Consider the following 11,701-nt stretch of genomic DNA (forward strand, 5'->3'; position numbering starts at 1 on the left):
AAGATGATTGCAGGAGAAACAGAATACATCATACACGGTGGAGAAGATAATTACGATTACTTCTTAAAAAACCTGTTTAAGAAAGATCCGAACAAACAGGCAAAGCCAAAGCGTACTGCCGAAGAAAAAGCAGCTCGAAAAGAGCAACGCCAACAATGGTGGTCTAAGCAAAACGAAAATTTTCAAAAAGCAGGAGGACTTCAAGGCTTAGGCAGTACGATTGGAAATATCACAGGATTTTTCAAAAAGGATAACACCCCTTCGGACTATGACATTTCCATGGGTGGTGGACAACCTACTCCACAACCTGAAAAGAAAGGCATTTCAAAAGAAGTAATGATCATCGGAGGAATTGCCGTGCTAGTGATTGCTGCATACGGCTTTTCAGTCATGCAAAAGAATAAGAAAGTACAAATCCCGTCCGCTTAATGTTAGTACCAGTACCAACATATAACAATCGTTTTGTTTTGAAGGTAGGAATCAAAGCCCTTCGACCGGTCATTGTTGCCCTTAAGGGTTATGATGCCCACAGAGCCAATTCCTATTATTTCAGAAGAAAGGTTCCTTTCAAGTCATCGGCATTTAGAGATGGCATGAACTACAAGGAAATCTCTATTCCTATGCCTTTGTCTCCTGAAACCTTGTTGGTTGAAATTTACAATAGCGAAACTGGTAAAGACAATGGCTATGTGATTGAAAAGTTCGAGGTAGAGAAATTAGAGGCTTCTGAAATATGGGCTCAACCTGCGATACATAGATTCATTGACTTTGCTCAAAAGTTTTCAAAATATAGCGGTACATACAAGCCAGGTTTTTATGATTCGTCAGACCATGAATTTCTGATTCATTTACTTCCAGTAATAAAAGACCAATTTGGAAACACTTTAGTAACACCTGCTAGAACGAATCGTCAGACCGGTAGAATACAAGTCTCTAAGCAGGCGTTCAAGCACTTTACTATTCCGGTAAGGATGTTTGTCCTATTGCACGAGCGACAACACTTTCAGATTCCAACGAGAGAAGAACGTCTGGCAGACCTTGCTGCATTAAAACTCTATTTGGATTTACAATACCCAAAAATTGAAGCGGTATATGCTGCTACAAAAGTATTTGCCATGCACCCTGAAACCGTGGGTAGTCAGCATGTAACAAGAGCCCAAGACATTATCAATTTCATTGATAGGTATCGCAATACCCAAGAAATCATGTTAAACCACAAAGCCAAAGCCGTATGAACAGCAAGCAGAAAATAGGGTTATTGGGAGCTTTGGCGGTGGTTGGCACAGGTTATTTCCTTTTCAAAAACGATAAGGACAAAAAGCCAATAACTAACTTGGACAAAGAAACTAAGTTGCATGGTGATGATACCGAAAGCAACTTTATTGGCATTTCCAATGCTCGTATTCATCAGGCATTAATGGCTCAAAACCCCAACTATGCTAAAGCCTATAAAAAGGACTTAAAAACATGGGGAACAGTATCGGGCGTGATAGATGTTTCCAATGACTTTGATGAAGCCAAACGCAAGAAAAGGAAATTAAAAGCCTTCGCCCAAAAAGCATTGGAAGTTGAAAAGAACTACAAGGAAAAGGCAGCTCATTTACCTGAAATATCCAAAACACAAATTACCCTTACCAATAATGGTACTTCGGTTAGAACCATCAATTTGTGGGGATCTAACATGGGTACTTCAATCAGTAAACCATTGCCCGGAGATGTTCAGGATCACAAAGTAAACCAAGAAGTACAGACTGGTGTACATCCTCAAAATGTAGGCTTCAACCCATTCAATGGCTTGCTGTATGTAGCCAATCAGTTGAGTGATAGTATTACTATCATGGACACATCGGGAGCAATTGTAAAAACCGTTGCTTTGGGTAGTGTTTATCCCGGTTTTGTTTCTCCGGTGGATGTTGCCTTTAACCCTTCCAATGGAGAAGCATGGGTAGTATGTTCGGTTGAGAATACAGTTAGAATACTGGATGCTACACACAATATTGTTCAAACCATTCCGGTTGGCAATCGACCAACTTCCATTGCCTACAATCCTGATAATGAATGTTTTTATGTAAGCAATTTATTGGATAATACGCTTTCCAAAATTGACAGTACTAGCTACAATGTAGTGACAACTTTAAATACTGGAGAGGATCCAAGAACAGTTTCGGTGTGGAATGAGCAAGGATCGGTTTGGGTAAGCAATTCAAGTTCAGATTCGGTGAGTGTATTCGATACAGCCGACAACCTGATTGGTGAAATTAATGCCACAGGAGATTATCCGACTGAGTTTACCACAACCTCAAACAGTCTGTTTTTAATAGCCAAGAACAGTAATGAATTACTGGAGCTCAATCCACAAACCCAAAATATTGAGAACACTTATCCATTAGGATTTCAACCCAGTGGAATCATTTATAATCCGGTTAATGGATTTTTATACGTGTTGAGCAATCAAACAGGCTTAACCTATATCTATTCCACTAATGGAACGCTTTCAGAAACATTGTCGCTGAACAATGCATCAAACATTGGTATAACGGCATTGCCAAGTGGTGAGGTATTTACGACCAACACAAGTGGTAGCAATCTTGCATTTATCGGTTATTCCGAAAGCAGTAGCGACATCACCATTAATGAAAGTTATCCTGAAAAACGAGCAGAATTTCAGTTCAAACCTGCATTGGTGAAGCATGCCAAGTTTGTGTTTTCAGATGAAAACCGAGCAAGTGGCTTAAAACTGATTCACCAAAGTCCAACAGGGAAACAACACGTTACCCCGATTTCATTCAACAATTACAAAAGTCCGCAAAACTACCTCGATGTAGCGGAAATAACAGCCGTTCGTGGTGATGTGATTGATGGTAAATCGACATGGGAGTTTAAGATAGCTCCCGGACAGACCATTACAATTTTGGTCTATTACAAACAGCTTCAATTCAAATATTTAATACCAACAATTAAAAATTAAAACAATGGGAAAATTAAACTATCTGGTCATTCACTGTACCGCAAGTCCTGAAGGAAAAGAGCTTACCAAGGACGATATTATTCGCATGCACACAAACCCAAAACATTTGGGAGGAAGAGGTTGGAACCGTCCGGGATATTCGGACATCGTGTACCTCGATGGAGAGCTTGTAAACATCATACCATTCAACCAAGACGACCAAGTAGATCCATGGGAAATATCCAATGGAGTGCGTGGTATCAATGGCAATTCAAGGCATGTGGTGTATGTAGGTGGTGTTGATGAAAGCGGTGAAAAGCCAAAAGACACAAGGACTAAAGAGCAAAAAGGCACTTTGGAAACCTATGTAAAGTTCATGGTATTACGCCATCCGCATATTCAGGTTTTAGGTCATAATCAAGCTCCCGGAGCAAGCAAAGCTTGTCCAAGTTTTGATGTTCCTAAGTGGTTGGAAAGCATCGGTATTTCAGAGAAGAATATTTACAAAGAAGAAGACTAATGAGAACAGTAATCACATTGGCAATAGGCTTTTGGCTAGGCAGACAAATCTACATTAAATACGACAAGCAAACGGCTCTTAAAAAGGAAGAGCAAATCAAAAAACGCTTGAAGTCCTTTTTGGAAGATAATGGCTTAACTAAAAGTGAAGTAAAAGAAACCACGGAAGAAATTATAGGCATATAAATCAATGATTATGGTAGGAGCAGTTGCAGGAGCGAAAGCCGTTGAAGGCTTATCACAGAACAAGGCTACCCCTTATATCATAGGGGGAATTATCCTCGTGGGTATTGGCATAACCTACTTTGGAGTGATACGCCCGATTCTTTGCAAAACAGGAATAGCCGACTGTAAAAGCAGCAAGAAGATTCGAGACATTATGAGCTACAAAGGCTTTGATCCGAATTTTGCTCGTCCGGAAAAGGTTACACTTTCCCACGATAGAGCAAAACAACTGGCTACCCAAATTTATGATGCCGGTTCCTGGTACAATGATGATGAAGGAGCCATTTATTCTGCTTTAGAAGAAGCCGGAAGTGCCGATAATCTTTCTCTGATTTCTCGAATGTTCAGTGCTATGAAATACGGCAGTTTAGCTGAGTACATCACTTATTACTTGGATGATGCCGATGAAGTGGCACGAGTAAAAGACATTTTAGAAAGCTATTAACCTTTAGAATTATGGATGCAAAGACAAAGAAGTATTTAATCATAGGTGGTGTAGCCACAGTAGTTGTGGCACTTGCAGGATTTGGAGTTCACAAGTTTGTCAAGAACCGAAAGAACCGCACTACAAGTGGCAAACAAAAGGAACGAGAAGAGCAAAAGCTCATTGGTAAAAAGGTGCATTACGGATCGGAAGGTTATGTGAATGTAAGAAGCTCTGCCAAGGTAGATAATGAGAATTGGACTACGATGGATTTCTCGCACAACCTTTTAACACAAGCAGAAAGCAATCCGGTAGGAACCATTTTAGAACGCCTCAAAGGTGAAGATGGCTATTACTGGTACAGGATAAAACTGACCAAACCTGTGGGAGGAAAAACCGAAGGTTATGTGCGTGAAGATGCTGTTGTAGTTCAATATTAAACCCCAAAAGACATGAAGAAAGAGACATTCAAATTAGATAATAAAATGCTATGGATCGGAGCTGGACTGGCAGTTACAGCAGCCGGTTTTGGCGTATGGTATTTTCTGAAAAAACGAAAAGAGAAACAGCAATTTGCTGCAAGTATTAAGGGAACAACCACTTCGAGCAGTTCATCAGGAGTTCGCTCATTTAGTTGCATGTATTCTGATAGCAGCTTCCCATTGAAATTCGGAACCTGTGGAACCAATGTGAAGAAGCTTCAAAACTACCTGAACTCAAAAGGATCGGGAATAGATACTGATGGCAAGTTTGGTCCGAAAACAGAAGCAGCAGTTCAGAAGGTATTTGGCACTAAAACCGTGTCTCAGGAGAAGTTTAAAACCATAAGCTAATACCATGGAAACAGAAGAAAGAACAGGCATAAAAAACTATTTGGACAATGTGTTCAGCGATGATGGCTTAAAAACCGACATCAAAATCACAATGACCGATGAGACATTGAGAAAGACAAGCTTGTACCTCGTGGGTTCAGGTTTGGTGATTACGCTAATAGTTTTTGGTATTCGAGGAATTGTAAAAAATATGGAAGCTCAGTAATGAACAAGAAGGTCGTTGCATTATTCGCTATATCCGTTTTTGTCGGAGCCGGTTATGTGGCTTGGGCGTATTCTCCTTTGGGAAAAACGGTCATTTCTAAACGCCTATTAAGCCGTTGGGAAAAGGGTTTAAAGGTGGATAAGGCAAACAGAGAGCTTCTTGAAAAAGAGCTCAAAGTATTGGATTACGAACAGCACGTTTTGCTATGGAATTTAACTCGATGGCATTTAGCCAAACCTTCCAAGAGGAAAGAGAAAAAGCTCAAAAAATTGGCTTTGCAGCTAAACGAATCGGGTATAGAAAAGCATGCAGCCCTCAAACAGATAACAGATATGCTCCAATCATAAATGCAAGAATTATGGATACAGGAATTATTACGGAAATAGCAACACAAATTATGGGATATGTCAAAAGCCTTGATTGGGCTTACATTCTCACTTTTATCATTATCGGATATGGTATCAACTCACAAAAGTTTACCAGTCAGATCAAGCAGAAAACCAATATTTCTTCCAAGCGAAGATACCGAACGGCATTGGTGGGGTTAGTCTATGCCGTGATTCTTTATTTCATTCGAGGATATGAAGTTAAGCATATCGAAGTACTGTTTCAGTCCTTCGTATTTGCCTTTGTTTTTCACAAACTCATTTTGGATGGTTTAGTCCGCTATATAACTGGTAAAAGAACGGATTACAAAACGCTAAAGGAAAATGGAAATGCGACTTAGCCATGTTGTCTTGTTGCTTTGGCTGATGACCATTTTAGGTTTTGTATGGTATTGGAGCTCACAGGACAGGTCGGTTAATCCCAACCCCAATTACGAGCAAACCATCAAGAAACTGGAACAGCAAAACGACAGCCTCTTAGATATCAATCAGGGTTTACAAGAGCAAATTGCTGAACAACTGGAAAAACAAGAAGGCATTAAAGAAGAATTGAAAAAACGAAACAAGGATTTAGAACAACTCAAATACAGAAAAAGTGAAAAGATTAGGGCTATTGGCAATTATGATAATGATGAGCTGTATCGGTTTTTCGCAGAATTTGAAACCGACAGTTTACACCATTCAGAGTGATACACTTTTCTGCTTTACTGTTAGTCAAGCAAAAGTAATTGCAATTGAACTGGAAGGCGAAAAGTATCAGGACAGCATTGCAGTTGAGCAATCTACCCAACTGGCTTTGCAAGATTCTTTGATTCAGCAGCAGGATTCGACTATTAAGTTGCTCCAAAATCAGGTAATCAACTATCAAAGTATCATTGCCAATAATCAAGAGGTGAACAACGAAGTGAACCTGCAATTGGGTTTTATAAAAACAGAAGTGAAACGACATAAACGAGATAAGATATTCCTAGGAACCGGACTTGGAGTAAGCATTGGAATTATAGGAATCTTAGCCATACTTAATTAAAGAATTATGAGTGCAATTGGTGGATATAGCAGCGATGTAAACCTAAACGATTTAAACTATGTAGGTGATTTTCCGGTGGAAAATAGCCTCGGTGGTTTTGGTGTTACTAGCGGTGTAACAGATGACTATGTGTTAGAATTAGATCCTGCATTGAAAAATGCCTACCGACAAGGATTGAGTATTCAGGTGAAATTCAATCATGGTAATTCAGGCGTTTCAACAATCAATATCAATGGTAAGGGAGCGGTTCCAATAATGAAAGCCATGAACGGTATATTGGTTGATTTAGATACCGATGATTTGGGAACCATCAATCATTATCTATTGCTCTTTGATGGTACTTGCTTTCAAGTGGTGGCAGGTTTGAAGTCAAGTATAGAAACGGCATCAGAAACCGCAGAAGGAAAAGCAAGAATTGCCACGATTGAAGAGGTTAATGCAGGAACAAGTAACTCAACTTTTGTTACCCCTCAAAAGCTTGCAAGCTATGTAGCAGATAAGGTAACTGGACTTTGGGAAAACAAAGGAACGATTGACTGCTCAATGAATCCTAATTATCCGGCAGCCTTAGCCGGAGATGCCTATACAGTAAGTGCAGGAGGTAAAATTGGTGGAGCTGCCGGAGAAGATGTTCAGGAAATGGATGTCATTGTTTGTTTGGTTGATAATGCCGGAGGTGATCAAGCAAGCGTTGGAACTTCATGGAATGTGATTCAAAGTAATGTTTCGCAAGCAACTGAAACGATTGCAGGGATAATAAAAGTAGCTTCACAAGCTTTGGTGAATGGTGGAACAGATGATTTGAGTGCTATTACGCCTTTGAAGCTAAAAACACTTTTGGATTCAAGACTGGCGACTGAAACACTTATTGGCTTAATAGAAATTGCTACTCAGGCAGAAACAGATTTAGGAGCCGATAACCAAAGAGCCATTACACCATTGCGACTAAAAACTCGATTGGATAATTACCTCAATCGAGAATCACTACTTACAATTACCGCTGAACAAATTGGAACGACCATGTATCATACACCTGGAAGAAATCGCTATTCGGTAGTAAATGGAAACATGATACTCATAAAAGATATTCGATTAAAGCGTACAGGGGGAGCTGGTTCTGTTTCTGCGTGGGTAATGAATTTTCCAAAACCTAATAATAGTCCAACAGGAGCTTTATCCGGAACACTTACCAGTAATGGTGGGCAGACTTTCTTTTACAACATCGACAGTAATGGAAGGGTGTCCATAAGCGGAACCTTTATAGATCCCAACGATGAATTGCTATTCAATATTCATCCTTATATCGCTAGATACCCGATTGAATACGATGCTACTTCACCTGCTTAAACAATGACTATGGAACTATGGAAAATAATAACGCTGATTTTAGGAGCTACCGGATTTTGGAAGCTGCTTGAAATCCTTGTTCGTCTGCGTACAGATAAGAAAGTGAAGTTGGCAGAGGCTATAAACTTACATGCACAGGCGGAGAATCAGATTGTTGCAAATTGGATACAGTGGTCGCAAATGTTAGAAAAGAGAATCAAAGAATCGGAGGAACATACTGAAGCTTTACAGAAAGTAATAGAGAACCAACGCAAACGCATCCAAGATTTGGAGAAAAAAGTGGTTCACATGGAAAAACAAAACAAGGAATTAATTAACGAGCTAAAACGCATAAAACAGTAAGTCATGAAGGAGAATAAAACAATGAACATCTTGTTTGCAACATTTATGGTCTTGTCCATTGCAAACATTTCAATCAACCTATTGAGAATGAAAAAGAGCTGCAAATGTCAAAGCGGTGAAAGTGGTGGTTGCAGTTGTCAAAAACAAGCATAGTCTATGGCAGTTCAGGTAGATAAAAAGGTAGTCTTTATAGGTGTTGGTATCCTTGTCGGTGTCATCGGCATTGCTATTGCAAGTCGTTGGCTATACAAGAAACTGGATATTCAAACCAAGTTAAAGCTCCGTCAGCTTCGACCTGAAGTAAGAAAGAAGGTCGAGAAGTTTCTCATCAAAGCCCAAAAGGCAGGCATTCCACTTAAAGTAACCAGTGCTTACCGTAATTGTGAAGAGCAAAACAAACTCTATGCACAAGGACGAACAGCACCCGGAGGAATTGTGACCAATGCCAAATGCGGACAGTCGGATCACAATGTAGGAGTAGCGGTAGATATTGTTCCAATTGTTGATGGACGAGCCAATTATAAAGTGCCTGAATCGGTATGGAATACTATTGGAGCCATTGGTGAAAGTGTTGGTTTGTCCTGGGGAGGGCGATGGACTTCTTTTAAAGACCGTCCACATTTTTACGACCGTGGTGGCAAATCCATCGCACAGCTTTGGACTGAACAACAAAACTTAGCAAACCTAGCATAATGAGCGAAGCAACAAGAGTACATAAAAACGCCTATCGAAATGGCAACGCCTCTTCCATGTTGGATTATTTGGAAGAGCTAATACTGATTCAAAGCGGTGAAAACGGAAGATTCACTATCCCTGAAACGGAACAAGGATATGAAGACTTGTCAGTGAACGATACGGAAGTAGCTCAATTGACTATTCCTGAAAACGCTATTTCAGCAACCATATCTATTGAAGCGGATGCAAGCGTATCGGATAAATCAAGAGTGATTCGATTCAAAGAAAACGGTAGCGATCCAAGTGCAAATTCGGGTATTGCTTTAGGTGATAATGACCTTTATGAAATCACTGGTCGATGGAATTTGGAAAGCTTTCGAGTTATCGGAATTGAGGCAGGAAAAAGCCATGTTTTAAGAGTTCAATATTATCAATCTCCGCAAAACGCATGAGGTATATCAATAAACAACGCTTTGTAAAGGCTAGTCAAACCATCGTTGAGCAAACTGGTGGAACAGATCCGGGAGGTGGAACTGGAGGTAGTGAAATTCAATTAACCAACCGTTCAGCTCAGATTTTGGAACCCGGAGATGTGGTAATCATTGAAAAAAATAATCCTTTATCGGTAACAACTACCAATTTGTATTACAGCGAAGATGTTATTGGTGTAGTGAAAACAGGTGGTGGAATTGGTCAATTGGTAACCATACAAACATCCGGAATAGCCGATATTAAAATGACTGTTTTTCCTGTAAACATTGGCGACAACATTTATACCGGTGATGTTCATGGAAGAGGGTATGCTTCATCATCGTCCTGGCCGGGCACTTTTGCCAAAGCATTAGAATCAAAACCCAATGCAATTTTAGGAACTGTAAAAGCCCTTTTATCGGGAGGCGTTCCTGAAGTCTATTAACCAAACTACTATGATTGAAATACTAAAACTATCTATTCAGGAAAATAACGGTCAAAAAATGATTGGTGTCCGCTACCAAAAGGATGGTCAAGCCCAACCATTCGTAATTTTCCATTATTCCGACCTCGAATCTCCAACTGATAATGTTGAATTGAAGGAGGCGGTAAGGAATTATTTATCTAAGTAGATGTTTTCTTCTAGTCCAAAGAAGAAATCAGGATTAAGATGATAATCATGAATAAAGTCATGAAGCAATCCAATAGGAACGTCCTGATAACCTTGTGATATTAGCGTAATCAAGGATTTGCTATATCCATATTTATCCGAAATCTCCTTTTTACTTGAAATAACTTCATTTTCTATCAGGTATTCTACTGCTTTGATGAACTTATGACTTATCAAGCTTTTCTCTTTGAAATCGCCTGATTCACTTGCCCTATCTCGGTACGAACTCATTCGTTTATTTTAAGTAAAACTTAATTTTTAAAGTATGATTTGAAATAATGTATATCCCAAACCTCCTGCAACGGTAATAATTGCAGCTACCATTCCTAGGCAGCCACTATTTTGTTTTTTATTCTTCTTTTCAAGATCTTTCAAAAAGCCTTTCATTTGACCTTCCATTCCGGAACTCATTGTTCCTGGCTTTCCTTTTAATTCGCCTCGTTCAAATTTTAGAATTGTTTCTTTAAACTCATCCCAATCACGAACTCTTGGAGCGGTAGCTAAATAATTTCCTTCACCCAACATATTAGCATAACCTGCACTATCCTTGTCTATTTGAGGATCATATTCAGGTTCCCACCATACAGCAAAATGTTGTTTTGCATTTGTGTAAATAAATGGGAAAACCAACTTTGTTGAATCACCGCAAGATGGACATTTGGCAACATTGATTTTATCTGACATTACCAGTTCTCTGTTCTCAGGGTATTCTCCCCAAATTGAACGATATAATGTGTAGTCGAACTGATGTTTACATCTAGGACAGGTTATTTTAGCTTCAATTCTTTTGCTCATGAGTTAGTCTTTGGTTTTGCTTTAAAAAGGCTAATTATTAAATAAATAGAAGCTCCAACATCTATAACATTCCATAGCTCTCTTCCTAATGTGATTTTTGCAAATGGCTGAAACAATAATGCTAACGCACCAAAAACTATTAAATCAACTTTGTTTTCTTGTTGATAGGCAGAAAAAGCTAAATAACCTAGTCCAATTGAGCCAATAAATCTTACCAATTGATAAAAACCATAAGGGAAGTCGGCTAAACACAGGAGGAATAAAACCGCAAGAGCAATTTTTACATATTTATTCTTGCTCGCCATCTTCTTCTTTGAGATTCTTTAAAACATTGTCATCAATAGAGCTTATCAATTCAAATTGCTTCGATGTATGTGTGTCAAAAAAGTCGTCTTGTAATCTCGCTAAATAAGAATCGCTAATAATATCTTGTTCTAAATATTCTTCGAAGTCTGGATGAATTTCAAGAATTGGATCGTTTTCAATTTTGAGCTTACTTCTAATAACCTTGAAAAATTTGATTTCACTATACTCAACTTTTTCATCTGCTTTTATTGTATCAATCGCAGCTTCAATAAGTTTAAGTTCTTCCTCTTCGGTAAGCTCATTTGCTGTAAGCTCATTAAAAAACCCTTTTAAAAACTTTTGACCATCATGATTGATTGACAGCAATAATTCATCTAACTCCTTCTCAATATCAATATCCCCAAACACTTTCCGGTCATTGTGCATACTTTTAATTAACACAACTTCTCGTTTATCAATATCACCATCACAAGCCATACAAGAGAAGGCTGTTTTTAGCAATAATTTATTAAAGCTCATTTGTTCCATA

Annotated in this window: 22 protein-coding genes; 18 read left to right on the forward strand and 4 right to left on the reverse strand. The window is 38.9% G+C overall.

What is annotated here, in order from left to right; all coding sequences use genetic code 11:
• Nucleotides 1-3: 3 nt before the first annotated feature.
• The 18 genes from AW14_RS07730 to AW14_RS07815 all read left to right on the forward strand — a co-directional run bounded on the left by AW14_RS07730 (nucleotide 4) and on the right by AW14_RS07815 (nucleotide 9,846).
• On the forward strand, nucleotides 4-429 hold the full coding sequence (locus AW14_RS07730) for a hypothetical protein (protein ID WP_044638293.1): 426 nt from the start codon (nucleotides 4-6) through the stop codon (nucleotides 427-429).
• Nucleotides 429-1,235 carry a hypothetical protein gene (locus tag AW14_RS07735; RefSeq protein WP_044638294.1) on the forward strand — a complete coding sequence of 269 codons (807 nt, stop codon included), beginning with the start codon at nucleotides 429-431 and terminating at the stop codon, nucleotides 1,233-1,235. Before AW14_RS07730 ends, AW14_RS07735 begins: the two co-directional genes overlap by 1 nt.
• On the forward strand, nucleotides 1,232-2,968 hold the full coding sequence (locus tag AW14_RS07740; protein ID WP_044638295.1) for a YncE family protein: 1,737 nt from the start codon (nucleotides 1,232-1,234) through the stop codon (nucleotides 2,966-2,968). The genes AW14_RS07735 and AW14_RS07740 overlap by 4 nt, the downstream gene beginning before the upstream one ends.
• Before the next feature lie 4 nt (nucleotides 2,969-2,972).
• Nucleotides 2,973-3,467 (forward strand): N-acetylmuramoyl-L-alanine amidase, encoded by a 495-nt coding sequence (locus tag AW14_RS07745; protein WP_044638296.1) that lies wholly within the window; start codon nucleotides 2,973-2,975, stop codon nucleotides 3,465-3,467.
• Nucleotides 3,467-3,652, forward strand: a complete 186-nt coding sequence (locus AW14_RS07750) for a hypothetical protein (RefSeq protein ID WP_044638297.1) — start codon at nucleotides 3,467-3,469, stop codon at nucleotides 3,650-3,652. Before AW14_RS07745 ends, AW14_RS07750 begins: the two co-directional genes overlap by 1 nt.
• A 10-nt stretch (nucleotides 3,653-3,662) precedes the next feature.
• On the forward strand, nucleotides 3,663-4,136 hold the full coding sequence (locus tag AW14_RS07755; RefSeq protein ID WP_154662136.1) for a hypothetical protein: 474 nt from the start codon (nucleotides 3,663-3,665) through the stop codon (nucleotides 4,134-4,136).
• Between the two features lie 173 nt (nucleotides 4,137-4,309).
• A complete protein-coding gene (locus tag AW14_RS14850; protein WP_154662137.1) occupies nucleotides 4,310-4,555 on the forward strand; it encodes a hypothetical protein in 246 nt (81 codons plus the stop codon).
• Between the two features lie 12 nt (nucleotides 4,556-4,567).
• Nucleotides 4,568-4,948 carry a peptidoglycan-binding domain-containing protein gene (locus AW14_RS07765; RefSeq protein WP_044638300.1) on the forward strand — a complete coding sequence of 127 codons (381 nt, stop codon included), beginning with the start codon at nucleotides 4,568-4,570 and terminating at the stop codon, nucleotides 4,946-4,948.
• A 4-nt stretch (nucleotides 4,949-4,952) separates the two neighbouring features.
• On the forward strand, nucleotides 4,953-5,153 hold the full coding sequence (locus tag AW14_RS07770; RefSeq protein WP_044638301.1) for a hypothetical protein: 201 nt from the start codon (nucleotides 4,953-4,955) through the stop codon (nucleotides 5,151-5,153).
• Complete coding sequence (locus tag AW14_RS07775) at nucleotides 5,153-5,500, forward strand: hypothetical protein (RefSeq protein WP_044638302.1); 348 nt, start codon at nucleotides 5,153-5,155, stop codon at nucleotides 5,498-5,500. Before AW14_RS07770 ends, AW14_RS07775 begins: the two co-directional genes overlap by 1 nt.
• Before the next feature lie 11 nt (nucleotides 5,501-5,511).
• Entirely contained in the window at nucleotides 5,512-5,880 is a 369-nt protein-coding gene (locus tag AW14_RS07780; protein ID WP_245617569.1) for a hypothetical protein, read from the forward strand.
• Nucleotides 5,864-6,229, forward strand: coding sequence for a hypothetical protein (locus tag AW14_RS07785; RefSeq protein ID WP_154662138.1), 366 nt, complete (start codon nucleotides 5,864-5,866; stop codon nucleotides 6,227-6,229). Before AW14_RS07780 ends, AW14_RS07785 begins: the two co-directional genes overlap by 17 nt.
• Entirely contained in the window at nucleotides 6,198-6,566 is a 369-nt protein-coding gene (locus tag AW14_RS07790) for a hypothetical protein (RefSeq protein WP_044638304.1), read from the forward strand. The genes AW14_RS07785 and AW14_RS07790 overlap by 32 nt, the downstream gene beginning before the upstream one ends.
• A gap of 6 nt (nucleotides 6,567-6,572) precedes the next feature.
• Nucleotides 6,573-7,913 carry a hypothetical protein gene (locus AW14_RS07795; RefSeq protein WP_044638305.1) on the forward strand — a complete coding sequence of 447 codons (1,341 nt, stop codon included), beginning with the start codon at nucleotides 6,573-6,575 and terminating at the stop codon, nucleotides 7,911-7,913.
• 9 nt (nucleotides 7,914-7,922) lie between these two features.
• Entirely contained in the window at nucleotides 7,923-8,255 is a 333-nt protein-coding gene (locus AW14_RS07800; RefSeq protein WP_138258708.1) for a hypothetical protein, read from the forward strand.
• A gap of 156 nt (nucleotides 8,256-8,411) precedes the next feature.
• Complete coding sequence (locus AW14_RS07805; RefSeq protein WP_084708817.1) at nucleotides 8,412-8,948, forward strand: M15 family metallopeptidase; 537 nt, start codon at nucleotides 8,412-8,414, stop codon at nucleotides 8,946-8,948.
• Entirely contained in the window at nucleotides 8,948-9,382 is a 435-nt protein-coding gene (locus tag AW14_RS07810; RefSeq protein WP_044638307.1) for a hypothetical protein, read from the forward strand. The genes AW14_RS07805 and AW14_RS07810 overlap by 1 nt, the downstream gene beginning before the upstream one ends.
• Complete coding sequence (locus tag AW14_RS07815) at nucleotides 9,379-9,846, forward strand: DUF2190 family protein (protein WP_044638308.1); 468 nt, start codon at nucleotides 9,379-9,381, stop codon at nucleotides 9,844-9,846. The genes AW14_RS07810 and AW14_RS07815 overlap by 4 nt, the downstream gene beginning before the upstream one ends.
• Before the next feature lie 171 nt (nucleotides 9,847-10,017).
• Here AW14_RS07815 and AW14_RS07820 read toward each other — a convergent pair whose 3' ends face one another.
• From AW14_RS07820 to AW14_RS07835, 4 genes are read right to left on the reverse strand one after another with little or no spacing between them, the layout of a single operon-like run.
• Nucleotides 10,018-10,302, reverse strand: a complete 285-nt coding sequence (locus AW14_RS07820) for a hypothetical protein (RefSeq protein ID WP_044638309.1) — start codon at nucleotides 10,300-10,302, stop codon at nucleotides 10,018-10,020.
• Nucleotides 10,303-10,329: 27 nt separating this feature from the next.
• The gene (locus AW14_RS07825; RefSeq protein ID WP_044638310.1) at nucleotides 10,330-10,866 is read right to left on the reverse strand and encodes a CpXC domain-containing protein; all 537 of its coding nucleotides are present in this window, start codon (nucleotides 10,864-10,866) and stop codon (nucleotides 10,330-10,332) included.
• Nucleotides 10,863-11,171, reverse strand: a complete 309-nt coding sequence (locus AW14_RS07830; protein ID WP_044638311.1) for a DUF6804 family protein — start codon at nucleotides 11,169-11,171, stop codon at nucleotides 10,863-10,865. Before AW14_RS07830 ends, AW14_RS07825 begins: the two co-directional genes overlap by 4 nt.
• Nucleotides 11,155-11,700: a hypothetical protein gene (locus AW14_RS07835; RefSeq protein WP_052647454.1), complete on the reverse strand. Its 546-nt coding sequence runs from the start codon at nucleotides 11,698-11,700 to the stop codon at nucleotides 11,155-11,157. The genes AW14_RS07830 and AW14_RS07835 overlap by 17 nt, the downstream gene beginning before the upstream one ends.
• Nucleotide 11,701 lies beyond the last annotated feature (1 nt).

It is taken from the genome of Siansivirga zeaxanthinifaciens CC-SAMT-1, assembly GCF_000941055.1.
GTDB classification, from domain to species: domain Bacteria; phylum Bacteroidota; class Bacteroidia; order Flavobacteriales; family Flavobacteriaceae; genus Siansivirga; species Siansivirga zeaxanthinifaciens.